Origin of the sequence: Bacillus sp. FSL H8-0545 (assembly GCF_038006105.1) — a bacterium.
Taxonomy (GTDB): domain Bacteria; phylum Bacillota; class Bacilli; order Bacillales; family Bacillaceae_G; genus Bacillus_A; species Bacillus_A cereus_U.
Window position 1 is genome coordinate 2,786,462 of record NZ_JBBOUO010000001.1, and the last position, 22,942, is coordinate 2,809,403.

A 22,942-nucleotide genomic window follows, 5' to 3' on the forward strand; every position below is an offset into this window, starting at 1 on the left:
TTTAGACTTTCTGTTGCTCTATATTCTATAGAAGGAATGCTGCAACATTGTTCTATTACGAAGATTCGTAGTACATAAAAAGAAAGAGCCTACTCGTATGAGTTGGCTCTTTCTCTACTTACCAATACAGATAGATTTTCTCCTCTTATTTTATAAGCTCTCAAATGTTCTTCTACTTCTCTCTCGTCACCTAATAGACTCATCGTCTTTTTAACAAAGTTCCAATTTAAACTACCGGATAACCATAGTAACGAAGAAAACCTTTTATAATCATTTGAAGTTAAAATGTTACTAGCTTTATACCCTTCTAAAAATGCTCTAGCAACTTTCGAGCATACTTCATGTGACTCTATTCCTTCTGTCCGGGAATACCACTTTATTAAAAAGGCTAGTCCTTCAATACGATCAACATATCCAATAGATTCAAAATCTACAATACCTTTCACACATTGATTTGAGTTCCATACAACATTTAAAGGATTTAAATCTGTTTGTACAATAAACTCCAAATTACTAGTATGTGCGCATTTTATATGATACTTAGCGAGATCTATATACTCCTGCAATTCCTTGCATGTACTGCTCTTATTTTCTAATAGCTTTATAAACTCACCATATCCATCTAAATGAGATTTCTTTTGAAAAGTCGAGCTTTGAAATGTACTAGAAAGATCATGTATCTTTCTTGCTTCCTTTCCAAAGGCTTCTGCCATAGTTTCTGTACAACGAGTAATCTGTTCTCCTTCAATCCAAGTAGACAATACAAATCGGTACTGTTCCTCATTCCAAGTGACTAATGTAAATGAATCTCCCGCCCTATTCTCCTTAATCTGCATAAATGGAATTCCATGCTCTCGTAAATAATACGTAAACCGTACTTGCTCTTTCAATTGTTCATTTGATAACGTCCCAAAAGCTGGGTTGATTATTCGATTGCTATTTATAAACCGTGCGGAATACCGTATTTCATTCACCAAGATTTTGTAGTGTAAATCCGTATTCCAACTATCCTTATGTAATTCTTCTTCAACTACTAATGTATGGATTTCTTTAAAATAATTTATTAATACGTCTTTTATTATGTGTTTCACCCTATTCTCCTTCCATGTAAAAATCTTTTAAGATGAGAGATTTGTAAAATACACCTAATTTACTCAAAAGGAAAATAATATCCTACATAATTAAACACATTTGCAAACCCTACATTTTCTACAACGGCAACAGAAGGCTTGTTTAATTCAGAAATCATACGTTACACCGCCTTCCTGAAACTATTCTATTCTAACTTTACCATTATAACAGAATATTCTATATTCTTTTCATTTGATTTAAACCGATGCAACAAATAAATGGATATGTAATGAAATCTATAATAAAAAAGAGCCAATCCCCTATACAATAGAAGAGTGACTCTTTCCTTTATTTATTCGCCTGTTTCAGAAAATCGTTTAATACGTTCTCCGATTTCATTACGAACACGTTGAAATTCAGACCACTCTTTTCCTGCTGGATCATCGAATCCCCAGTGAACACGATTCACATGTGATGGAGTAGATGGACACACAGCATCTGCATGACTACAAAGCGTAACGACTAAATCAGCACTATTTAAAGTGTTTGAATCAATTATATCCGATGTTTGATTTGTTATGTCGATATTTATTTCTTTCATAGCTTTAATAGCATTTGGATTTACTCCGTGTGCTTCAATGCCTGCAGAATATACATTCCACTTATCTCCTAAGTATTGCTTGCCCCAAGCTTCTGCCATTTGGCTTCGGCATGAATTTCCTGTACATAAAAAGTAGATTGTTTTTTTGTTTTCCATGTTGTTGTCCACCTTTGTTTTTAAATTAGACTGGTTGATCATTAAAATATTTACGTTTAAACCAAAAAGCAACGTTTACAAGTGCAATCATTACAGGTACTTCAACTAACGGTCCGATAACAGCTGCAAATGCTGCGCCTGAGTGAATACCAAACACACCAACTGCTACAGCAATTGCTAACTCAAAGTTGTTGCTACCTGCTGTAAATGCTAACGTTGTTGTCACCTGATAATTTGCACCAATTTTTCTTCCCATAAAGAAAGAAACAAAGAACATCACAATAAAATAGATTAATAGCGGAATCGCTATTCTTACTACATCAAATGGTACGCTAACAATCATTTCTCCCTGTAAAGAGAACATAATGATAATCGTAAATAGTAATGCAATTAATGTAATTGGACTAATCTTAGGTATAAACACCTTTTCATACCATAGTCTTCCTTTTAGTTTCACTAATACGAATCGTGTCAATATACCGGCTATAAAAGGAATTCCCAAATAAATAAATACTGATTTCGCTACTTCTGCCATTGTAATATCTACAATAGCCCCTTCAATTCCTAACCACTCTGGAATTACTGTTACAAATACGTACGCATAAACTGAGAAAAATAACATTTGAAATACCGAATTAAAAGCAACTAAACCTGCTGCATATTCTTTATCCCCATCAGCAAGATCATTCCACACAATTACCATTGCAATACAACGTGCTAAACCAATCATAATGAGCCCGACCATGTATTCCGGCTTATCAGGAAGAAAAATAATTGCTAAAACAAACATAAGTACAGGCCCAATAATCCAGTTTTGTACTAAAGATAGAACCAACACTTTTACATCTTTAAATACCCGGCCCATTTCCTCGTAACGAACCTTCGCCAACGGTGGATACATCATTAAAATCAAACCAACAGCAAGCGGGATAGATGTCGTTCCAACTTGTAATGTATTAAGTCCGTCTACTACACTAGGAAACACCAATCCTAAACCAATTCCAACAGCCATAGCTAGAAAAATCCATAATGTTAAATATCGATCTAGAAAAGATAAACGTTTCATTTTATTTTCCATCTCCTATTAACAACAAGAATTTTTATCTACTACGTTAGAAGTCGTGCAACAAGATGGATCTTCAATTTTATGAACATCACTATCTGCTTTTGTATAAAAGAACTCCCACTCGTTACCATCAGGATCCGTTACCCAAAACTTATCTTGAACCGCATAACAACAAGTAGTATCCATCTCATCACGTGCAAAGAAACCTTCTTTTTCTAATCTTTCTTTATGAAATGTAATTTCTTCAGCTGTCTCTACTTGGAAACCAAAATGATTTACCTGATTTCCCTTCACTTCATCTCGTACATTCAGTGTAAAATTAAGCCCTGGGTTTTCTAATGAAAATTTTGCATAATCCATTTTCACCTTAACTGGTGACACACCAAATACCTTTTCATAAAATTCAATAGACTTCTCTAAATCAGTAACATTTATACCAACATGAACATATCTCATAACTTATTCCTCCTCTTAAAATGATATTAATCAATTTTTTTTGATTAATAGGGCAAAATTTTAACAACAGCTCCCTTTTCCTGTTTTTCTAAAGATACAGCATAATTCTTCTGATAATAAATTATTTACTTCCGCATCATTTAAATCATAATAACTCCACGTACCTTTTGTTTCTTTTACAATTAAACCGGCATCTAACAGGATTTTTAAATGATATGACAACTTAGATTGTGTCATTTCGAAAACCTCTGTTAAATCACACACACAAGTTTGTCCTCGCTGACAAAGTTCATACATAATCTCTAAACGCTTCTGATCAGCTAACGCTTTAAACTTTTTCTCATATAGCTGAAAATCTTGTGCCACTATCATTCACTCTCCCTTCATCAATTTTTTTTGATGTTTATAGTATATACGCTGATTAGTTCTTTATGCAACTTATTAATCAATTTTTTTTGATTAATATTACACTTTCCTCAAAAAAGAAAAAGGAGTGGATCATCCACTCCCTTTAACCTCCTATCCTTGATTCCTCTGCTCCTCTCTAAACTCCTCCTTCACCTTCTCTAACAACCCTTCTTCTGTAATTAATCGATACGCTGTATACGCTAGTGCTTTTGCCGATGTAATTAATGCTTTGTCTCCTAATTGTGAACGTGCTGCTTCTCTAAATTCATTCGTATGAGCAATTAAGTCATCTGGTCCGATTTTAATGTACGGATGAATTGTCGGTACGACTTGGCTTACGTTTCCTGCATCTGTTGAGCCAATTCCTACTCTTTCTTTACGGTTTACGTCTTCACCTAGTAATTCTAACTCTTCGGCTACGACGTCATTAAATGTTTTTGTTACGAGTAGTTCATCGATTTCATTTTGGAATTGATGAATTTTCACTTTCGTACCGGTTGCTAACGCTGCCCCCTGTGCAATATTTCTTACTTTTTCTGTTACTTCCGCACATCTTTTTCTCGTTGCTGCTCGGATGAAGAAGCGTGCCGCAGCATAATCCGGAATAATATTAGGTGCTTTTCCGCCTTCTGTAATGACCCCATGAATTTTCACATCTGACGGAAGTTGTTGGCGAAGTGCATTAATACTGTTATAAAGCTGAATAATCGCATCTAATGCGTTTATTCCTTCTTCTGGTGACGCTGCTGCGTGAGCTGTTTTTCCGTAAAAATGAAAATCAAGTGGATCAACTGCTAGTGACGGACTCGTTGTCGCTGTTTTTCCGCTCGGATGAATCATAAGCGCCGCATCAATATTTTTAAATAAACCAGCTTTTACATAACTCGATTTCGCGCTACCGTTTGGCCCGCCCTCTTCTGCTGGTGTTCCGAACACGACAACTTCTCCGCCGATTTCTTCCAGTATTTCTGATAATGCGATCGCTGCCGCAACGCTAATTGTGCCAATTAAATTATGACCACACGCATGACCGAGTCCTGGCAAAGCATCATACTCCGCTAAAAATGCGATAACTGGTCCGTGTTTTCCTGAGCTTTTTCGCGCGATAAATCCTGTTTCATGACCAGCTATATTATGTTGCAATTGAAATCCTGCACTACCTAGCAATAAACTTAACGTTCTTGATGCATAAAATTCTTGGTTACCAATCTCCGGATTCGCATGAATATCATGACTTGTTTTTATGTACTTTTCCTTATTTCTTTCTATACTCTCTTCAATTGTTTTTCTTTGTGACGTTACTCCTGTCGCTCCCATTTTTCTTCCCCCTTTATTTTTACGTAAAAAAGCCTCTTTCTAAAAGATAGAAAGAGGCTTTGGCATATACAGTCAAAATGAGCTTCTTTCTTATCTTTCAAGTTACCTTGCTGGAATTGGCACAGTATTCATAAAGAATCCGCTGCCGAGGTGTCATAGGGCCAGTCCCTCAACCTCTCGTGATAAGAATTTTCATAAAATTATATTAAATTATTTTTATTCTAAGTTTATTCCAAGTAAAAGTCAAGGAATTCCTATCCGAATTTACCGAATATCTAAAAACCCTTTTAATACACCAATTGTTTCAGGTGCTTGCATTCTTGCACATATGTACGGAAATTCCATACTACCTTCAAACATCATTTGAGATGTAAGAGGTGCTCCTGCCCAAAAGATTTCATCATCGATTAATATAAACGGGAATGCTTTATTTTGCCTTTGTAACTTTATATTTTTTAATGGAACTGGTCCATCACTATAAACTGTTATTTGCGCATTCGTACGCATTAACGCTTGCCATACTCGTTTATCAACTTGCCTTGTACTTGGAAGGGAAATGATAATTTTTCGTTTTGCCGCTAAAATATCTTTTAATAACCCTTTCGGTTCTTCAAGATTCATTTCCATAAACCAACGTAATCGTTTCGAGATTTTTCGCTCCCACACTTGTCTTGATGTCGTGCGATCATACACATCTCCGTGACGTTCTATATGAGCGGTTAATTGCGATAACGCTTGTTTTCTCGACAGATTTTTACGCATGTAGTGGCAATCTGATAATTGAATGAACTTTCCTCTCGCTCTCGTTACTGCTACATTGACGAGACGATGGTTTTTATGATCAAAGAATAACACACCAGGGCGTTCTTGTGGGTAACTATCAACCGTATCAAAGATCATCATATCTCTTTCGGACCCTTGAAACTTATGAACAGTCGCCGCTAAAACTGGTATGTTTTGATATTTTGTTTTCTGCAACATTTCTCTAATACACGTTGATAAAAAGCGCGACTGCGCCCTGTAAGGTGTAACAACACCGATCGATTGAACACCGTCTAACAGTCCGATTAAAATCATTTGCATTGCTACTAAGCCAGACATAATATTAAAACGAGAACCAGAAGCAGCGTCTTTTAAAGAAAAGGCTCCCATTAAGCTCGTATCAAATAAAACACTGGCTTCATTTGCGAACGGTTGTAGTTTTGCAAGTTCCTTACGCTCTGAAACAGATGCATGATCATACACTCTATTTTTATAAATAAATGAATTGGTAAACTTCGATATATCCGCATGCATACGTCTCTGTTCCTGCAACATAAAAAGGTTCGGATGTGCTTCTGATTTATTTACAGAATCAACAATCCCTGCATGATAAAACATATCTTCGCCGAGCCACTTTCGAACAAGTTCATGATTCGCCATCGCAATAGGAGGCAATTGTAAAAAGTCACCACAAACGACAATACGTTTTCCAAGAGAAGCAGCTAATGCAATTTGCGGAACATATGCCATACTTACTTCATCTACGACAACTAAATCAAATGTACGCTCATAAATAAGTGAATCAATGGCACATTTTGATAGCGTTGCACCGATTACTTGCGCATTTTCAATATATTCTTTTTCTACTTCTTTAATTTTCGCTTTTTGCTTTCGAAGATCACTTTCAATCTCTTGTATACGCTTCTTATCAGCAGAAGTCGCTTTATATGATAAAATCTTTTCACGAAGATCTTGTCGTGTCTCTTCTAAATAGAGTCTTTCTTCTCCCCAAGATCCGTTCGTCGTTTCAACTAACTTCGATGCAAGTAACGTTTCATGATTTCGTATATGTTCATGTTGGCTAAAACCGTAACGAACGATTTCACCAGGTGTCCATTTCTTTTTCTTCTCAATTTGCTTCGTTACTTCGCTCATTAATACGTCAACTGCCGCGTTACTGTGAGCTAACACAAGTACCGATTTTCCTTTTTGATAATGAGCCGAAATAATACGTGATAAATTGTACGACTTCCCTGTTCCAGGCGGTCCCCACACATACGTTGTCGGATTGTAAAAAGAACGGTAAGCCAATTCATTTTTCGTATTTTTCATCTTTTCAATATGTTTCGGACTGCTCGTCCCATCAACAAGACGCTTTATACGATTACGTTTCAGCTTATCTTTATGTGCTTCTTTCAATCTCTCTTGCAGTTGTTCTAACAATTGCCACGGTTCACTGTATAAAACGGCTTCTCGTATTTCGCCTTGTATATAATCATTTAACTTCAATTCGATTTCTAATCCATGTACAGATAATACTTCCCCCGCCGCTTCCTCACCATCGAACTCAATTCGAATTGGTGAACCTTCAGGTAAACTTACTTCCGATATAAGCTGAAATACGTATACTGTACTTTCATAATCTGTATATAAAAAACGACCGTTAATGATAGAAATTTTACTACCACCTATCGTTTTCCAATGTTTTATTTCATATGCTAATGCATAATGCCACTCTTTCATTGTTTCCGATAATGAAGGAGTTTGAGTAGTTGTATTCATAGTATAATCTCCTTCCTTCTCCCCAAACATACTTTCTCACTATACCATATAACACGCTAAAATTTATAAGGTTTTTATCTTGCTTATTTTCTTAATTTTCAATAATATATTGTATATAATTTTCAGAAAGAAGGAGTGCACATGCCAGTTAGAAGAATCGAACACGTCGGACTTATGGTCACAAATTTAGAAACATCTATTTCATTTTATGAAAAAGTAGTTGGCTTACAACTTATTAAACGCATGGGACATCCAAACCCAAACTTAAAGCTCGCATTTTTAGGCGTAGAAGAATCAAAAGAAACGATACTTGAACTAATTGAAGGTTACAACTCTTCCCTTCCGGCAGAAGGAAAAGTACATCACATTTGCTTTAAAGTAGATTCATTAGAAGATGAAATTGAAAGAATACAGAAACATGAACTGTACCCTATAAAATGGACAGTTTAATAAAAAAGCCCTGAAAAATCAAGCACTTAAAAGGTGGTTCCGATATTCGATCGGAGCCATCTTTTTTAATGTCCACTGATAACGATTATAATTATACTCCTCCATATAATCCTTTATGTTGAGCTCAAGGGATTCAAAGGTTTGACAATCTTTATAATCTAATTCATCTTTCATATGACCAAAAAAGGATTCCATTGGTGCATTGTCTAAACAATTGCCCCTACGGGACATAGATTGTCTGATCCCCATTTCTCTTACACGTTTCTGAAATTCAGGGTGTGTATAATGAATACCTTGGTCTGAATGTAGAAGCGCTTCAGGATGAATGACTTCTCCTAATCTCTCTTTCAAGTTATCTAATGTTTGATAGACGATATCCATTCGTAAAGAGGAAGAGACATGATAGGCTAAAATCTCTCGTGTTGCGCTGTCTTTTACACATGATAAATAAGCCTTCTTTCCTTTTCCATAAAATAAATAGGTAATATCCGTTAACATACTTTTTTCAGGCTCTTCTTGATTGAATTGGCGTTTTAAAAGGTTCGGACATGTTTTATGTTCTTGTGTCGCTTTTGCGATGTGTTTATAAGGATTCGCTCGGCGAATCTTTGTCACAAGGCTATATTTACGCATAATACGATAAATACGCTTGAGATTCATACAAATTCCTTTTGTCTTTTCCAACACCATTTTGATAGAACGACCACCACATGTTTTCCCTTTTCGATTGAAAATTTCTTGGATCCATTCATAATCTGTTTCATCATTGCGTTCTTTTTCCAGCTGTTTATCTGTCTGATGAAGCCACGCATAGTATCCACTCCGACTTACCCCAGCCAGTGTGCAAAGGTAACGCACCATACGTGGGAATTGAAATCGACGTAAGGTTTGTTCAATCAGTGTGTATGTTTCTCGTGGTGTTAACACTTCTTCTGTAACGCCTGCCTTTCGAGTTCGTCTAACTTTTTTAGGAATGTTAATTCCGCTTCTAAAAACGCAATACGTGCTTCCGCTTTCTTTAATTTTTCATCAGAAGAGAGGGTTTTTTCCGAAGGGCGTCCCGTACTTCCTTTCCCACGGCGTTCTGTATAAAAGCCTTCCTCACCAAATTGTTCAAAGGTTCTTCGCCAACGTTTCAAGCATTGTTTTGGCTTCTTCTCACCAATCACAGCTAAGTCAAACCCATTCTCTAAAAAGATTTGGCTAGGACCTTTTCCTTGTTGATTTTCTTTTACCGCTCTTACTTTGAAATCTGAACAATAGCTAATCGAACGGTCCGACGCTTTTAATACATTTTTATTTTTTTCTAGCTGTTTCATTTGAATTTCGTTAAAAATAATTTTACTCATTCTCCGTACCTCATTTCTATCGTTGGTTCCATTATAACGAGGTTTTTTGATAAAAATACACAAAAACCCCGAATCATGGGGCTTTTTTTAAGTGTCCATGATTCGGGGTACAGTTCAACATGGAGTAACTTTTTTACTAGGAGAAGAAATCGAAACATTACCGGATGGAACACGTTACATATTTTTCGCTGGTCCGGATGGAGAATGGATTGAGTTTTTTGAAACGGAGAGATAAAGTGAAACTTTAATCAGAGGGGGTTTTGTCCATCCCCCACTGATTATTAACCTTCGCCAATCGGGCGTTTACGGGCAGCCCGACTCCCACCTAACTCCTTTGCTTCAACCTGAAAATTCACCCAGATTAAGAAACAATCATTTTGTTAGGAGTATAAAATGATGAATACAGCCTATATTATTGTTTTTTGGGTGCTTATACTATTTCCAATCCTTTATGTAATCAAGATAAAGAATTGGAATATAAAAGTAGCTATCGTATTAGTCGGAAGGATCTTATTAAGTATTGTCTTTTTCTTAAATGGAATGTATTTAGGACTGCAACGAAATTGGGTACAGCCCCCCTATGAAAAAGAATGGGATTTCTTTATTAAATCTTTACAAAATGGAAAAACAGAAGTACTTTTAGAATTATTACTTCTAATTATTATCGTCATTTTCGACTTACTAATTATATTTTGTTATAGAAATAAAAAGAAATAGAATACCCTATTTCTTTCCTTTAAGTTATATATCTGAACAGAATTGTTACAACCTGAGCGTGCAGCAAAATATCTAATTTTTTCAAGAATATAAAAATAGAGGTCTTTTTTATGGGTGCTATTCACATAATTCTCTAAAGCTAGATTGAAAAATACCCCTTTCTACATACTTTCTAACAACATAAACACACAACTTCCCCCTTTATTTTAACCTCTAAAATGAAACTTTTGTTTCATAATAACAGCAAAAAACCTTACCTTTGATAGTAAGGTAAGGTTTTTTGTAATCGGATAAGACAATATTCATCTTAAAATATAATAACGTATACAAATCAACCCCACGGCTCTCCATGCGTATATTGTATACTACTTGTTGTATTAACCTTTGTTTGGTCCGTTGAAACATTTACTCCATTTAATAGCACGACTGTTATTATTAATCCAATTGTACTGTTTATGATTCTTTTCATTTTAAAGCCCCTTTCTGAAAACCTTTTTCTTTTTCTTTATAGCCTAAATAGAAGTATTCACTAGATTTTATTGAATTTCCTTCTTTATGATATTTAACCGCTAATTTTTCAGCATATTCCTGGACATATTGCCATAAACCTACTTCATTAAAGAAAGAAATGCCATTAGAACTAGCTACCTCTAATTCTTCAGCAGAAACATTCTCATTCATTTCTTTTAGAATTGTAAAATGATGTTTATATTCTTTTTGTTCTAGTTCATTACAGATTACTAATCCTTTTTCAATTAGGGACGCTGCAAGCTTTGTTTCTCCTAACTTAAAATTCTCTCTAGCTTCCAAAAAAATCGCTCTAAAGTGATTCGGGATTTTTTGTGCTACTTCTGATAAATAACGAAGTGCTAACTCAGATAGATCTTGTTCTGCATACATAACCCCTAAACTATGCCGAACTCGTAACATTAACTCTTCTTCATTCTGCTTTTTCAAAATATCCAGAGACGACATAAAATAAACTTCTGCCTGTTCAAATTCATTTAACTTTATACATGCTAAACCCAGAACATTGTCACATGCTGCAACCTTCCTGTTACACCCGTACAGCCCTTCAAATGTATTTCTTGCTCTAGTTGCATATTGAATTACTAAAATAGGCTGGCAAACATGGTAATAATAGTTGGATAGCTTAAAGTTAAATTCTGCTTTTTCGATTGGATCCTGAATATTTTCCAACAGTGATTCAGCTATCCCATAATGCTTTTCAGCCACTTTAAAATCACCGTTTATCGTAGCATGAGAAGCCTTAAAGAAATGGTAATAATATAATAAAGATTCATCTGATGGAACTTCATCTAACTTCATTTTTCTTAGATCATTCTTAGATATATCAGATTGATTGGGGTAAAACTCTGCACTTAACATTTTAAACCTAAAATCTAAAAGTGAATAATACTCTGTATTCTTTTGATCTTCTTCCATGCTATTAACTTTTGTATCAATACTTTGTTTTAATTCCTTTGCCTTAACGAAATTCTGCGAACGAATTTCTCGATACCACTCATTTAAAAGTAAAGTAATTTCTTCTTTTTTTATTGTATGTACACTCATATAGTCCCTTCTCCTTTGCCTATAGATTACTAACATAATAACAAAAAATAGTTCAAAAAACATTTAATTTTCTGAATATTATTACTCAAAAAAACTTTCTCAATAAAACCTCATCATTTCTACTCTTTAAACTTATAGCTTGTTCCTTATTCTTTTCTATTAGGGCTACCGCCACACATCTATCAACTTAAGCGAGTAATTGTCCCAAAAATGAAAAAGATGAGTGTATTTCTTAACTTGATAGCGATGTTGCGGCTCCCCTTTTAGAATAGTAGAGTATAAACGTGAAAAAACTCCTAACAAATTTTGTTAGGAGTTTTTTAAAATACGTGATATTTTATTTGTCAATATTTCTTCAATCTTCATTATTGATTTCTATTGTGCCTGTTCTAGCACTAACCTTTAAAATATTTAATAGATTATCAGGTGTCTTGATTTCCAATTCATATTCAAATTTAGATTGTGCTAAGTTGTCATCTTCTAATTCGAATTCTTTTTTCACATTAATAATCTCTCCATTTGTATGAGCTAAAGAAATTTCACGAACTTGTTTCTCTGTGTAGTTTTCATTCTTTTTTGCATAATTGTAACCCATACCATAATATCCACCAACAATAGCAATACCACTTACTAAAATAGCAATTGCACTTATAATTATTTTCTTTTTATGTTTTAACATTTTCATCCACTCCTTAATGATTAATCATCTATTCCAAATCTTGCTTCAAGTGCATTTTCTGCTTGCTCTAATTGATCTTCAAGTATATCTTGTTCTCTTTCTTGTATTTGATATTGTTCAACAGTTATCGTTCCAGCGTGATAATCTGCTTCTAACTGATCTTCAGATAGATCTATCTTGTCATCTAATTGGTCAATTTCTTTTTTTGCTGCTAAGTACGTATTTAAGTTATCTTCTTTTGCTCCAACTGGTTTCGTGTTATTTGCCTTTTCTACAATAGATGTAACTTCGTTTTTGAAATCTTGTGTTTGCTTAGTATCATTCATAGCAGGCCCTGTTTCGTGTGGTTCTTGTTGTAGTTGAGCACCTTCCTTTTGTGATTTATCATTTTCTACTTTCAGTTGTTGCACTTCTGTATCGTTATCAGCTTGAGTAGAACAAGCTGTTAAAAATAAACAAGACATTGCTCCAATCATCATCCATTTTCCCATTATGTTCTCCTCCCTTTACATGTGCACCTTATCCTTGTCTTTATATTACTGAACAAACATTAAAGGAAGATTAATGTGCAAAAAATAAAATGATATAATTAAATAGTTTCTAATCTTTCTTTAATGTTTTGGAATTATAGTGATACATATAAATAAGAAGAAAAGGAGAATGTTAATGCGAGTTCTTATTGTCGAAGATGAACAAGACTTACAAAATATATTGGTAAAACGATTAAATGCAGAATATTATAGTGTCGATGGATGTGGGAATGGAGAAGATGCTTTGGATTATATAAGCATGGCTACCTACGATTTGATTGTGCTTGACATTATGATTCCCGGAATAGATGGTTTACAAGTATTACAAAGATTACGCGCGGACAATAATACAACTCCTGTCTTGCTTCTTACAGCTAAAGATACAATCGATGATCGCGTAACAGGACTCGACTTAGGTGCGGACGATTATTTAGTAAAGCCGTTTGCTTTTGATGAGCTGTTAGCAAGAATTCGAGTGTTGATGCGAAGAAAAACAGGAAATACATCTAATGTGTTTGAAATCGCTGACCTAGTGGTGGATTGTAATATGCATAAAGTAACAAGGGGAGATCGAGTTATCAATCTTTCCAGTAAAGAATTTGCTATTTTAGAATATATGATTCGTAATAAAGAAGTTGTGTTGACACGAGATAAAATTGAGCAACATGTGTGGAATTACGACTATGAAGGTGGCTCGAATATTATTGATGTTTACGTCCGATACCTTCGTAAAAAAATTGATAGCCAGTTTGAAACGAAGTTAATTCATACAGTACGAGGCACTGGTTACGTATTGCGAGTAGAATCATGAAAAGACTATCAATAAAAATGAGAGTGACCCTGTGGTATACGGGGCTAATTGTAATTATTATGGCTCTCGTGTTAGCTTTTATTTTAACTTCTTCAGATAAAGTTTTGCTGTTTAATATGAAAGGTCAATTGAAGAGCACAGTAAAAGAAAGTATTGAAGATATCGAATATAAGCATGGACAGTTAAAGATTGACGATGATTTTGAAACCTTAGAAGATGGAGTAAATATCCTCATTTATAGTAAACAAGGTGAGCTGCTGGCAGGAAATAGTCCAACAAGCTTTAATAAAAAGGTACCGCTTAAATCCGATGAAATACAAACCATTAAAGACGGTAATAAAGAATGGATTGTATATGATTTTCTCCATAATGTAGGCGGCGATGAGCAAGTCTGGGTTCGTGGAATAATGACCATGAATCAATTATCATCAACCATGAATACGCTTATTGTGGTAACACTCATCTCATTTCCATTACTTATTCTCATTGCGGCAGTGGGAGGATATTTTATTACGCAAAGAGCGTTTCGACCTGTGCAACAAATGAGTGATTCAGCTAGTAAAATTGGTGATGGTAAAGACCTTTCGAAGAGAATTAATTTACAAGGTTCATCGAAAGACGAAATGTATCATTTAGCACAAATCTTTGACAAAATGTTTGAGCGATTGGAGACATCATTCGAAAGTGAAAAACAATTTACATCTGACGCATCTCATGAATTAAGAACACCAACATCTGTTATTATTTCGCAATGCGAATACGCTTTATCACAGAGGAATAATCCGAAAGAAATGGAAGAATCGTTAGAAGTAATTTTAAGGCAATCACGTAAAATGTCCGCGTTAATCTCGCAACTCTTATTATTAGCAAGAGTTGACCAAGAAAAGCATAATACTTTTCAATTTGAATGTATCAATATGAGTGAATTAACGGAAATCGTTGTAGAAGAGCTTTCATTAATGGTTCAAGAAGCTTCGATTAATATAACAACTAATATAGAGGAAGACCTGTTTATTAAAGCAGATCAAACATTGATGATGCGTTTATTAATGAATTTACTAACGAATGCGATTGCTTATAGCAAAGCGAACGGTACTGTGAATATGCAACTGTTCCGTGATGAAACCAACATAATAGGTAAAGTCTCCGATAATGGCATAGGCATCAGCGAGCAACATATTGCGAAAATATGGGACCGCTTCTATCGAGTTGACGCAGCACGAACATCTTCAAACAATGGAAACACAGGTTTAGGATTGTCGATGGTAAAATGGATTATAGAACTACACGGAGGAGAAATTACCGTTGAAAGTAAATTAGGAGAAGGCAGTACTTTTACATTTAAACTACCAATTGAAAAACGAGCATAATGTATGCTCGTCTGTAGCTTCAGAATAAAGATTGATTAAAAAGCTCTCTTCACTCCTTATTTAAAAGTAATTACAAAAACTCCATTTTGAAAAAGAGTGATCAAAATGGAGTTACTCTTTTTAGCTATATATGAGATTTTATAAAACCATCTACTTAAATCTATTTTCCAAATATACTATTCAACACTCTGAAATATTCTAATCAACATAATCACTCATTTAACTAAAGAAACTTGTTAATTGCATAACGCTCTTCTGACTTTCCTTGCGAAAATTAGTGGATCATCAACGTCTTCAATATTAACGTAAATCAAATTTGGATCATCACATAACCACTCATTGTGTATAGACGAAACTATTATTCCTTGTTTAATAATTGTAGCAACAAATTCAGTAACTTCCTTTTGTAAAAGTGCTACCCGCCCTAGACATAATGCCCGTCCAGTTTTATTATCTCTTGATTCGAATGAGAAAGAAGTTGTTACTCTAAAACGTTTTCCTAAGATTGTTGCTTGTATTTCATCCCGGTTTATTGTTGCCACGCATTTTCCACCGGCGAATCCTTCTTGGCCGCCGATAATTCTTGCAAACTGTTGACAAATTGATTCCTCATTAATCGCCATACCTTCAATCATCCCCCCTTTTACTGTTAGGTTATGAATTCATACATAGGTCTGAAACGGTAATGAATCTATTCAGTTACAAAAAAGATGATGGCAATCTAACGAAATCTGTTAGCCAAATTATTCTTGATCCTATGAATTGCTACCAGAGTTTAAATGATGCAGAATTTTTTTGTTATGAAGTGTTTTTCCTTTTTAGCTTGAGGGGTATGGGGTGCTACTCCATCGCTATTAAGTTAAGAAACACATTCTTCCCCAAATGTTCAGTTACAAAATGTCTTAGACTATATTTAGTTGGTATAACTAGATTCCTCTATTCTTCTTTTCTAAATGTAACACTGAAAAGATTTAACCTTATCATTGGAGGGCACATAGATACATGACAATTGATTAAACTAGATCATGAACTATGAAATAAATTTTTATAAGTAAAACCCCAGAAATCCAATGGTCTCTGGGGCTTTATTATATATTTATCTCTTTTTGCTTTTTGGTTTGTTTATGTCTATAAAGGAATTTTCGACCTGTTAGAGAAATCAGTAATAAAATCATTATTAGTACTAAAAATTGCATAAATGATAAATCAAAATATTTAGCACCTGTAACAATTAAAAGTGTAGAAATCGTACCTTTTACAATGAAAAAAATAACAATCCATAATCCGCCCTTTTTCCAGTTCATTTTTATTCTTCCCCTTCCTACGTTTATATCTATAAAAAAATCAGTGATAGTTCTTGAAAGTAACACCTTAATGGAAATCTATTACATTAATAAAAAAAGTCATGTCCAATTAAATGTGACGATTCTATAATAAATGCAAATGATATTCATTGTCAATTTTATTCGCTATTTTAATTCCAATCGTCTCCATAATGGGACGATTGGAATAACCATTCTTTTCATCTCAATCTCTTTCCGCTTTATTTCTTCTGGGTAATGTGTAAGGAGATAATAAAGTTCTGTGAACTACCCACCACATAGTATCTCTTATGAGCTTACTTGAAGTGGGGGCTTTTCGGTTAATCGTTACTTTTGATAGCTGACTCCCTTGTTCCAAAGGTTATTTTATTACTAATCATGTCAGCGCTAATAAGCGTATGGCTTCCTGCTTGATAGTGATAGCTGCATTAATCACGACTTATTTTTAGTCCACACGAACACTCATATGTTCTTTCAGATAGTGACATTTCTTTTTTGTTTCTACAAACGCCACACATCTTTGTAGAAGGAAATCACTTATCTATTTTCACAAGCTGTTTGCCTTGTTCTTGTAGCTTATACGCTAAGTATGCTTCATTACATTGCTTGGAAATATTAAAAATCACAAGGAAAAGAAGCTAACAATAAATTGTTAACTTCTCAGCTTAAGGCAAAATAGTATCTTTCCTTATTTTTTAATATCTAGGTTGTGATTTAATATTGGTAAGATGAGCATCAAACATATCAATTATTTCAAGAAATCTATCAGCTTCACGAAATACATGGTCTGCTAATAATGGATGAATGATACTCTTTATTTTACATTGCTCAATTAAATCACGTGCCGTTTTCTTAAAATCCCGAAGAGATGTGACTGACACACGATTTTGATCTAAAAATTGATCTAAAAGAGGAACTGTTTGAGATTGTGGTTTCATAGATTCTAAGTCAATTGCTTGATACATTAATTCATCAAAATCATTGCTAAAATTCCGTGCTGTATCTACAAGCTTTCTTTCCGATGGATCAAGAAGATGACCAATAAATTTAGCATGGTCTGCCATAATCCTTAAAAAGAAAACATTTTCTTTAATAATAGCATCAGGAAGGGCATCTAATTTACCTTCATTTAATTCAATTAAACGTTTTCTAAAATAATCAGCTTCCCTACTTGTATGGTCAACTAACAGTGGAAAATTATTTTGCCCTGGCAATTTACATGTGAGAATTAATCCTAGAATTTTTCGTTTAAATCCCCAAATATTAGTTGCAGCTTGTTGTACTTCTGAATTAAATCTTTTTATTTGCCCAGGATCTGTTTCATTTGTATAGGAATACGCTATTTGTTCGATATGTTCAAACAATCGATAAAATTGATTAGCTTCTTCGATTAGTTGGGTATCCTCACATCTAAACCCCAATCGAAGAAAAAAAGAATGCTCCTTCATGATTCTAGACCAAAAACGAATCTCATTTAATGACCGTTCAACAAACATTACAGACGTAACACCCGTATCAGGATGTAATGATGAGGTTTCATCCCTATTCATTCTTAATCCCCCCAGTAAATACTAAGCTAGTTCTATTCTTATGAGTAAATATATATATAAATGCCATCAATAAAAATCCATGATGATATTGAGCAGGTCCTTTTGGAAATAAAGAAAAGACACCATCGGGTGCCTTTCTCTGACTCGATAACCACATTTTATGTTTAAATGTACCTAGCTTATATTTTGTATTTTTTATAACTGCCCCCCTGCACACGAGAAGTGCATAGTATAAATAATAAAAAAGAAGCAGAAAATCACTCACGATTTTCTGCTTCTTTTTTAAATTTAAGTTCTTGATACATACATCGCTTCACGCAAGATTGCTATTTACTAGTACACGATAACTGGATCATAAGTGTTCAAACTATCATACACAGTTTTTGCAACATTAGGAAGAAGGTTAACACACCCGCCTGATCCCCCTGTTAAATAAGCATTATTTGCCCAGTTTGTTCGCCAGCCTGCATCATGGAATCCTTGACCGCTATTTGTGAATGGAACCCAGTAATCTACTTTAACGGCATAATCAGCTTTACCTACTGCGCTTCCTTTCAACGTGTATGGTGTTCGTTTATATAGGACGTACCACACACCTGGTGATGTATCTTCACTCGTGCTATGTTTACCAGTTACTACATTTGTTGTGACTGCTAATTTGCCATCTTTATAAATCCAAATTTGTTGATCTGCAATTGAAACTTCCGCATACGTGTCTCCAATACCATTATTCGCTGTTGTTTTATAACCGATACCTTCCTTCTCCCAACCATTTCCATGAATATTAGAAGCAGATAGCGATTTTTCACCCTTTTCAAAAGCTTGTTGAACTTGTTTTGTTTCTTTTTCAACATCTAGTGCCCAGCCATAGCCTTGCCCTTTTACTGATATGACCGAACCAGAATGAGTTTTAAATGCGAAATCTTTATTTAACGTTGATTTAGCATTATTAATTTCAGCAAGCTTATTCTTAATGTCGCTCGCATCGATTGTAACTTTCATATCCTTTGACATAGAGGCATTTTGAATTAAATCTTTTGCTTTTAAAGGATAAACTTCATTCTGCACTTTATACTCAACGGACTGTTGAAGAAGATTTTGTAGTGCTTCCTCCTCTTTTTTGACAATCGGATCGTCTTCTTTAATAGGCTTTATGTATGTAGACTTCAGATGAATTTCACTTTTATACTTCTGCTTGTCGTAATCTTTCAGTAGACTAGTAACGTCATACTGTTTTCCTTCAACGCTTTTCGAAATAACAACTTTTCCTTGTTCGAGCTTCGCCATAGCATCTTGAGGCGCTTTTAATTTTTCATTCATAGAGATGAGCTTTTCTTCTACAAGTTTTTTCATCGTTTCACTACGATACTGATCCGCCTTTTCCGGTAGCAATGAATAATTTTTTTCCTTTGAAGAAGGGAAAAATGTCCACTGGCTTTTTAATAGTTTCTTAACTTGAGGCAAATCTTTTTCCGTAAGTTCCGTTTTTGTATCTTTTTCATCTAAAATTTGTTGTTGATCGACATAGACTTTGTTTGCTAATCCAGATGTTTTTAATTTCTGTATTGCCTGATCAGCGCTCAGACCACCGACTTTTGTGTCATTAATCATAACATTCGAATTGAAGTGAGTTGCCTGATAATAACTCATTCCTCCAATGAGAAGTACAATTACACCAACACCCGCTGCAATAAGCTTCCAATTTGTAAAACGTTTGCTTGATCTTACTCGTTTTCTCTCAACTTCTTCAACTGATTCATTTACTGGATTGTTGTTCATCAATCTTTCCCCCGTATACATTAACGTCAATCGATTTTAAACCAAAACCATTGACTAGTGTACCTTATTTTTCCTGAAATTTCATTATTTTTAACTAGATTTTATCGCAATTAATTGATTTAATTTAGATTTTTTAATAGAACGACACATTGAATAGTCCCTTACACGTAGTAAATCATTACAATAAACACCAAAAAGTTAAGTACCATATACTTTTATTCAGCTAACTTCTCTCCCGTAACAATCCAAAACAAAGTGGCTGCATTTTTTCCTTCTAATTGAGCATACCGATTATCCCCCGCCATTACTTCTACTTTATCTTTATTAGGACTTATCCAAATTTGATACAACACAGCTTTCGCCTCTATTTTCGGATTTTTAAATTGAAAAACAAAGTGATAATCAGCTGAACGAGACATTTTCACTTTTTTATTTTCAAAATGAATTTCATTTAATATTTTCTTTACTTGCAACACCTGATTATTGTCTGTCACTATCTTAAGATCTTCATATTCATCATCACCAACACGTTTTTGCACTTCGATTCTTTGATCTTCATTTCCTAGTATATTTGAACAGCCTGTTACTATGAATATACAAATAGCAATAAACACTAAAGTCAATTTTCTAATTCGCATATTAGTCCCCCTCTTTTTAATAAAAGGTGTTTTAAATTGTAAAATAAAGGTAATCACCTTGTGATTTTACATATAAAAATTAATAAGGAAGGAGTGCCATTCCATGCAACTGAAAACATGCACTTGGAAAAGTTATACGTTTCTTATTGTAAGTATATTCGTTACTATTAATCTATTTCTCTTCTCACCTATTTTAGACAGAGTTGGTGTAGAATATGCGGTTCCTTTCGCATACTTCATATTAGCTTCCGCTGTTATAGCAATTATTTTAGCAGTTATCTCTTTTTGTAGTCGTATCGAAAAGAGAATTTTATCTATTATCGGTTTAACCTTTACGTTATTTAATACAGCAATTATTTTATTTTTCCTTTGGTTCGGTTACCATTTCACGTAAAATATAATCCGTAACCTAAAAGAAGTATTAATATTATAGAAATGCTGAGTATCGTGTATATGCCCCACCTTAATGCTGTACTCATATAATCACCCCTCTCACGTTTCGTCAATTCCATTATATAACAAATGATTCATTGAAAGTTTAGAACATATTTTAAAATAAATTAAGCGAAGTAAGGGAAGCCATTTTGCTTCCCTTACTTCGCCTTTAAAGAATAATGAATAAGCGTGAATAGCTTACTCATCCGGCTTATTAAGTAACAGTTCACTATTTTTTACACAATTGTAATTATAGTGTTTTTTGACATTTGATCATTATAAATTTAAATGGAGGTTTACTCTCCATATTCTTATGTGGCTCCACAATTTCTGTAGTTTCCATCAGTCCATATTTTCCAAAGTCTTGTTTTACCGAGTCAACATCATAAAAGTACATTTTGACCCCTTCCATTATCTCGAAGTAATCTTTACCTAGTTGTTTACCCTTCCCAAACATTGGGGCATCTTTAGAAATAGTAGTAAAAATCATATATCCGTTTGGTTTTAGCTGACTATAACAATCTTTAATAAACTTCTCTCTCTCATCCTTATTTAATAAATGAATAAGTGCATAACAAAATATACCATCATACAGTTTGTTATCAAAAGGCATATCCGTTACTGAACCATGGAAGAAATCAGCATTAAGTTCATTTGCCCTCGCTAATTCAATCGCTGTTTTTGAAATTTCAATACCTGTTACATGTATTCCGTTATCAATAAAAACCTTCGCATTTCTACCGTATCCAATACCAGGAATCAATATATCCTTCACTTTCTTTTCAAGGAAAAAGTCCTTCGCTAAAATTGCGGAGTCTGAAGGTTCAAATCCCCACATCATTTGATTTTCTATAAAACTTGCTTCCCAAAATTCTGTCATAGTTCAATCTCCTTTATAAACATATATATATCGTTGTTTACCATTGAATGTTGAAAAATCATCGCATATTCACGAAATTGTATCAAATTTCAACATTAATTCAAAACAAAAAGCATTGGATACCCAATGCTTTTTCACACTTACGCAAACAGAGACGTATTCGCATATAAAGCTGGTGAGCCACCTGAATGTACGAATAAAATGTTGTCCTCTTTATTAAATTTACCTTTTCTAATTAAGTCAATTAGTCCTGCTACTGCTTTACCTGTATAAACTGGATCAAGTAAAATACCTTCTGTTTTCGCAAGTAACTGAACTGCTTCTACCATTTCCGCTGTCGGTAACGCGTAACCTGGTCCTACATATTCATCAAAACATGTAACAGCTTCATGCGAAATAGAGTTTGGAATACCAACGTGAGCTGAAGTTTCATCTACAAGTTTTGCTACTTTCTCTTCTTGCTCCGCTTTTCCTCTACTTACGTTGATTCCGATTACAGGAATTTTGCTTTGCGTTCCGGAAAAACCAGTAATTAAACCAGCATGCATACCAGCGCTACCACTTACGCAAACAACTGAACTGAAATCAATTCCTTGCTCAAATGACTGAGCCATAATTTCTTGCGCACAAGCAATATATCCCATTGCGCCAGTAGGGTTCGATCCACCAACTGGAATGACATATGGTGTATTTCCTTTTTCACTTACTTCTTTCGCTACTTTATGCATTTCCTCCATAAGATCTGTTCCGTTTGGCACAACAATTACGTTTTCAGCGCCTAATAAATGATATAAGAAATAGTTTCCGTTAAAGTCTGGCTTTTCTTCTGGCTCAAGCCCTTCTTCTAACACAAGAATACATTTCATTTTTTCTTTTACCGCAGCTGCAAGCGTTAGACGGCAATGATTTGACTGAATACCACCAGCTGTAATTAACGTATCTGCACCTTTCGCCTGTGCATCCGCAACTAGAAACTCTAACTTTCTCGTCTTATTACCGCCAGCTGTTAAACCAAGTAAATCATCTCGTTTAAAATAAATAGTCGGCCCACCAAGTGCTTCAGAAAAATTGTTTAATTTTTCAATTGGTGTATATGATTCTGTATATTTTTTTCTCGGGAATTTAGCTAAATTCATCAAAAACGCTCCTTTTATACTCTTTTACAGTAAATGTAACCATACTATTATTACATGGAAAAATGATGAAGTCACCTTTCTGGATTAAAAATGTATTGAAAT

Annotated in this window: 24 protein-coding genes, 3 pseudogenes and 1 riboswitch; of the genes and pseudogenes, 6 read left to right on the forward strand and 21 right to left on the reverse strand. The window is 34.3% G+C overall.

The window, feature by feature from the left end:
• Positions 1 to 89 precede the first annotated feature (89 nt).
• The 8 genes and pseudogenes from MHI07_RS14550 to MHI07_RS14585 form a co-directional block, all read right to left on the reverse strand.
• Positions 90 to 1,091 (reverse strand): phosphotransferase enzyme family protein, encoded by a 1,002-nt coding sequence (locus tag MHI07_RS14550; RefSeq protein ID WP_340824654.1) that lies wholly within the window; start codon positions 1,089 to 1,091, stop codon positions 90 to 92.
• 59 nt (positions 1,092 to 1,150) lie between these two features.
• Positions 1,151 to 1,240 (reverse strand): annotated as a pseudogene (locus MHI07_RS14555) (GNAT family N-acetyltransferase); the annotation flags it as partial.
• A gap of 183 nt (positions 1,241 to 1,423) precedes the next feature.
• Positions 1,424 to 1,828: an arsenate reductase (thioredoxin) gene (gene arsC / locus MHI07_RS14560; protein WP_340824656.1), complete on the reverse strand. Its 405-nt coding sequence runs from the start codon at positions 1,826 to 1,828 to the stop codon at positions 1,424 to 1,426.
• 25 nt (positions 1,829 to 1,853) lie between these two features.
• Positions 1,854 to 2,894: an ACR3 family arsenite efflux transporter gene (arsB, locus tag MHI07_RS14565; RefSeq protein WP_340826905.1), complete on the reverse strand. Its 1,041-nt coding sequence runs from the start codon at positions 2,892 to 2,894 to the stop codon at positions 1,854 to 1,856.
• An 18-nt stretch (positions 2,895 to 2,912) separates the two neighbouring features.
• Positions 2,913 to 3,350 (reverse strand): ArsI/CadI family heavy metal resistance metalloenzyme, encoded by a 438-nt coding sequence (locus MHI07_RS14570; RefSeq protein ID WP_340824657.1) that lies wholly within the window; start codon positions 3,348 to 3,350, stop codon positions 2,913 to 2,915.
• Between the two features lie 60 nt (positions 3,351 to 3,410).
• Positions 3,411 to 3,722 (reverse strand): arsenical resistance operon transcriptional regulator ArsR, encoded by a 312-nt coding sequence (arsR, locus tag MHI07_RS14575; protein WP_002110660.1) that lies wholly within the window; start codon positions 3,720 to 3,722, stop codon positions 3,411 to 3,413.
• Positions 3,723 to 3,869: 147 nt separating this feature from the next.
• Complete coding sequence (locus MHI07_RS14580; RefSeq protein WP_340824660.1) at positions 3,870 to 5,075, reverse strand: M20 family metallopeptidase; 1,206 nt, start codon at positions 5,073 to 5,075, stop codon at positions 3,870 to 3,872.
• Between the two features lie 87 nt (positions 5,076 to 5,162).
• Positions 5,163 to 5,264, reverse strand: a riboswitch (SAM riboswitch).
• A gap of 75 nt (positions 5,265 to 5,339) precedes the next feature.
• Entirely contained in the window at positions 5,340 to 7,649 is a 2,310-nt protein-coding gene (locus MHI07_RS14585) for an AAA domain-containing protein (RefSeq protein ID WP_340824662.1), read from the reverse strand.
• 111 nt (positions 7,650 to 7,760) lie between these two features.
• Here MHI07_RS14585 and MHI07_RS14590 point away from each other — a divergent pair, with 111 nt between their 5' ends.
• Complete coding sequence (locus tag MHI07_RS14590; RefSeq protein WP_340824664.1) at positions 7,761 to 8,069, forward strand: VOC family protein; 309 nt, start codon at positions 7,761 to 7,763, stop codon at positions 8,067 to 8,069.
• An 18-nt stretch (positions 8,070 to 8,087) separates the two neighbouring features.
• Here the strand turns inward: MHI07_RS14590 and MHI07_RS14595 are convergent.
• Positions 8,088 to 9,418, reverse strand: a protein-coding gene (locus MHI07_RS14595; protein WP_340824667.1) for an IS3 family transposase whose coding sequence is annotated in 2 segments (ribosomal slippage) — positions 8,088 to 9,031 and positions 9,031 to 9,418 — 1,332 coding nt in all. Because the reading frame shifts where the segments join, the coding sequence is not laid out codon by codon here.
• A gap of 115 nt (positions 9,419 to 9,533) precedes the next feature.
• Here MHI07_RS14595 and MHI07_RS14600 point away from each other — a divergent pair.
• Together MHI07_RS14600 and MHI07_RS14605 are read left to right on the forward strand one after the other, a co-directional pair.
• Positions 9,534 to 9,653, forward strand: a pseudogene (locus MHI07_RS14600) (VOC family protein); the annotation flags it as partial.
• A gap of 158 nt (positions 9,654 to 9,811) precedes the next feature.
• Positions 9,812 to 10,135: a hypothetical protein gene (locus MHI07_RS14605; RefSeq protein WP_078181064.1), complete on the forward strand. Its 324-nt coding sequence runs from the start codon at positions 9,812 to 9,814 to the stop codon at positions 10,133 to 10,135.
• Between the two features lie 331 nt (positions 10,136 to 10,466).
• On the opposite strand, the gene MHI07_RS14610 is transcribed toward MHI07_RS14605, so the two are convergent.
• The 4 genes from MHI07_RS14610 to MHI07_RS14625 form a co-directional block, all read right to left on the reverse strand.
• Positions 10,467 to 10,604: a Phr family secreted Rap phosphatase inhibitor gene (locus tag MHI07_RS14610; RefSeq protein WP_088078878.1), complete on the reverse strand. Its 138-nt coding sequence runs from the start codon at positions 10,602 to 10,604 to the stop codon at positions 10,467 to 10,469.
• Complete coding sequence (locus MHI07_RS14615) at positions 10,601 to 11,710, reverse strand: response regulator aspartate phosphatase (RefSeq protein ID WP_340824670.1); 1,110 nt, start codon at positions 11,708 to 11,710, stop codon at positions 10,601 to 10,603. Before MHI07_RS14615 ends, MHI07_RS14610 begins: the two co-directional genes overlap by 4 nt.
• A 355-nt stretch (positions 11,711 to 12,065) precedes the next feature.
• Positions 12,066 to 12,389 carry a PepSY domain-containing protein gene (locus MHI07_RS14620; RefSeq protein ID WP_340824672.1) on the reverse strand — a complete coding sequence of 108 codons (324 nt, stop codon included), beginning with the start codon at positions 12,387 to 12,389 and terminating at the stop codon, positions 12,066 to 12,068.
• A gap of 20 nt (positions 12,390 to 12,409) precedes the next feature.
• Positions 12,410 to 12,880: a hypothetical protein gene (locus MHI07_RS14625; RefSeq protein WP_340824674.1), complete on the reverse strand. Its 471-nt coding sequence runs from the start codon at positions 12,878 to 12,880 to the stop codon at positions 12,410 to 12,412.
• Between the two features lie 175 nt (positions 12,881 to 13,055).
• Between MHI07_RS14625 and MHI07_RS14630 the strand changes: the two genes are divergently transcribed.
• Positions 13,056 to 13,730 carry a response regulator transcription factor gene (locus tag MHI07_RS14630; RefSeq protein ID WP_002161191.1) on the forward strand — a complete coding sequence of 225 codons (675 nt, stop codon included), beginning with the start codon at positions 13,056 to 13,058 and terminating at the stop codon, positions 13,728 to 13,730.
• Positions 13,727 to 15,100: a sensor histidine kinase gene (locus tag MHI07_RS14635; protein WP_340824678.1), complete on the forward strand. Its 1,374-nt coding sequence runs from the start codon at positions 13,727 to 13,729 to the stop codon at positions 15,098 to 15,100. Before MHI07_RS14630 ends, MHI07_RS14635 begins: the two co-directional genes overlap by 4 nt.
• Before the next feature lie 236 nt (positions 15,101 to 15,336).
• Here MHI07_RS14635 and MHI07_RS14640 read toward each other — a convergent pair whose 3' ends face one another.
• The 6 genes and pseudogenes from MHI07_RS14640 to MHI07_RS14665 form a co-directional block, all read right to left on the reverse strand.
• Positions 15,337 to 15,735, reverse strand: coding sequence for a DUF1259 domain-containing protein (locus MHI07_RS14640; RefSeq protein WP_003190280.1), 399 nt, complete (start codon positions 15,733 to 15,735; stop codon positions 15,337 to 15,339).
• A 453-nt stretch (positions 15,736 to 16,188) separates the two neighbouring features.
• Positions 16,189 to 16,404 carry a hypothetical protein gene (locus tag MHI07_RS14645; protein WP_078181067.1) on the reverse strand — a complete coding sequence of 72 codons (216 nt, stop codon included), beginning with the start codon at positions 16,402 to 16,404 and terminating at the stop codon, positions 16,189 to 16,191.
• A gap of 394 nt (positions 16,405 to 16,798) precedes the next feature.
• A pseudogene (locus MHI07_RS14650) lies at positions 16,799 to 17,012 on the reverse strand (zinc ribbon domain-containing protein); the annotation flags it as partial.
• A 105-nt stretch (positions 17,013 to 17,117) separates the two neighbouring features.
• Positions 17,118 to 17,972, reverse strand: a complete 855-nt coding sequence (locus MHI07_RS14655) for a DUF2935 domain-containing protein (RefSeq protein WP_078181068.1) — start codon at positions 17,970 to 17,972, stop codon at positions 17,118 to 17,120.
• Positions 17,973 to 18,305: 333 nt separating this feature from the next.
• The gene (locus MHI07_RS14660; protein WP_340824684.1) at positions 18,306 to 19,751 is read right to left on the reverse strand and encodes a L,D-transpeptidase family protein; all 1,446 of its coding nucleotides are present in this window, start codon (positions 19,749 to 19,751) and stop codon (positions 18,306 to 18,308) included.
• Between the two features lie 215 nt (positions 19,752 to 19,966).
• Positions 19,967 to 20,389, reverse strand: coding sequence for a hypothetical protein (locus MHI07_RS14665; protein WP_340824687.1), 423 nt, complete (start codon positions 20,387 to 20,389; stop codon positions 19,967 to 19,969).
• Positions 20,390 to 20,492: 103 nt separating this feature from the next.
• On the opposite strand from MHI07_RS14665, the gene MHI07_RS14670 reads away from it, so the two are divergent.
• Positions 20,493 to 20,783 (forward strand): hypothetical protein, encoded by a 291-nt coding sequence (locus tag MHI07_RS14670; protein WP_340824689.1) that lies wholly within the window; start codon positions 20,493 to 20,495, stop codon positions 20,781 to 20,783.
• Positions 20,784 to 21,074: 291 nt separating this feature from the next.
• On the opposite strand, the gene MHI07_RS14675 is transcribed toward MHI07_RS14670, so the two are convergent.
• Together MHI07_RS14675 and MHI07_RS14680 are read right to left on the reverse strand one after the other, a co-directional pair.
• Positions 21,075 to 21,704 (reverse strand): class I SAM-dependent methyltransferase, encoded by a 630-nt coding sequence (locus MHI07_RS14675; RefSeq protein ID WP_088078883.1) that lies wholly within the window; start codon positions 21,702 to 21,704, stop codon positions 21,075 to 21,077.
• Between the two features lie 140 nt (positions 21,705 to 21,844).
• Positions 21,845 to 22,840 (reverse strand): D-cysteine desulfhydrase, encoded by a 996-nt coding sequence (locus tag MHI07_RS14680; protein ID WP_078174899.1) that lies wholly within the window; start codon positions 22,838 to 22,840, stop codon positions 21,845 to 21,847.
• Between the last annotated feature and the right edge of the window lie 102 nt (positions 22,841 to 22,942).

Coding starts and splice junctions, on each gene's coding strand:
- MHI07_RS14670 (WP_340824689.1), top strand. CDS start 20,493: ATGCAACTGAAAACATGCACTTGGAAAAGTTATACGTTTCTTATTGTA.
- arsR (WP_002110660.1), bottom strand. CDS start 3,722: ATGATAGTGGCACAAGATTTTCAGCTATATGAGAAAAAGTTTAAAGCG.
- MHI07_RS14615 (WP_340824670.1), bottom strand. CDS start 11,710: ATGAGTGTACATACAATAAAAAAAGAAGAAATTACTTTACTTTTAAAT.
- MHI07_RS14610 (WP_088078878.1), bottom strand. CDS start 10,604: ATGAAAAGAATCATAAACAGTACAATTGGATTAATAATAACAGTCGTG.
- MHI07_RS14640 (WP_003190280.1), bottom strand. CDS start 15,735: ATGATTGAAGGTATGGCGATTAATGAGGAATCAATTTGTCAACAGTTT.
- MHI07_RS14675 (WP_088078883.1), bottom strand. CDS start 21,704: ATGACAGAATTTTGGGAAGCAAGTTTTATAGAAAATCAAATGATGTGG.
- MHI07_RS14655 (WP_078181068.1), bottom strand. CDS start 17,972: ATGAATAGGGATGAAACCTCATCATTACATCCTGATACGGGTGTTACG.
- MHI07_RS14620 (WP_340824672.1), bottom strand. CDS start 12,389: ATGTTAAAACATAAAAAGAAAATAATTATAAGTGCAATTGCTATTTTA.
- MHI07_RS14625 (WP_340824674.1), bottom strand. CDS start 12,880: ATGGGAAAATGGATGATGATTGGAGCAATGTCTTGTTTATTTTTAACA.
- MHI07_RS14660 (WP_340824684.1), bottom strand. CDS start 19,751: ATGAACAACAATCCAGTAAATGAATCAGTTGAAGAAGTTGAGAGAAAA.
- MHI07_RS14645 (WP_078181067.1), bottom strand. CDS start 16,404: ATGAACTGGAAAAAGGGCGGATTATGGATTGTTATTTTTTTCATTGTA.
- MHI07_RS14605 (WP_078181064.1), top strand. CDS start 9,812: ATGATGAATACAGCCTATATTATTGTTTTTTGGGTGCTTATACTATTT.
- MHI07_RS14590 (WP_340824664.1), top strand. CDS start 7,761: ATGCCAGTTAGAAGAATCGAACACGTCGGACTTATGGTCACAAATTTA.
- arsB (WP_340826905.1), bottom strand. CDS start 2,894: ATGAAACGTTTATCTTTTCTAGATCGATATTTAACATTATGGATTTTT.
- MHI07_RS14630 (WP_002161191.1), top strand. CDS start 13,056: ATGCGAGTTCTTATTGTCGAAGATGAACAAGACTTACAAAATATATTG.
- MHI07_RS14680 (WP_078174899.1), bottom strand. CDS start 22,840: ATGAATTTAGCTAAATTCCCGAGAAAAAAATATACAGAATCATATACA.
- MHI07_RS14570 (WP_340824657.1), bottom strand. CDS start 3,350: ATGAGATATGTTCATGTTGGTATAAATGTTACTGATTTAGAGAAGTCT.
- arsC (WP_340824656.1), bottom strand. CDS start 1,828: ATGGAAAACAAAAAAACAATCTACTTTTTATGTACAGGAAATTCATGC.
- MHI07_RS14665 (WP_340824687.1), bottom strand. CDS start 20,389: ATGCGAATTAGAAAATTGACTTTAGTGTTTATTGCTATTTGTATATTC.
- MHI07_RS14585 (WP_340824662.1), bottom strand. CDS start 7,649: ATGTTTGGGGAGAAGGAAGGAGATTATACTATGAATACAACTACTCAA.
- MHI07_RS14580 (WP_340824660.1), bottom strand. CDS start 5,075: ATGGGAGCGACAGGAGTAACGTCACAAAGAAAAACAATTGAAGAGAGT.
- MHI07_RS14635 (WP_340824678.1), top strand. CDS start 13,727: ATGAAAAGACTATCAATAAAAATGAGAGTGACCCTGTGGTATACGGGG.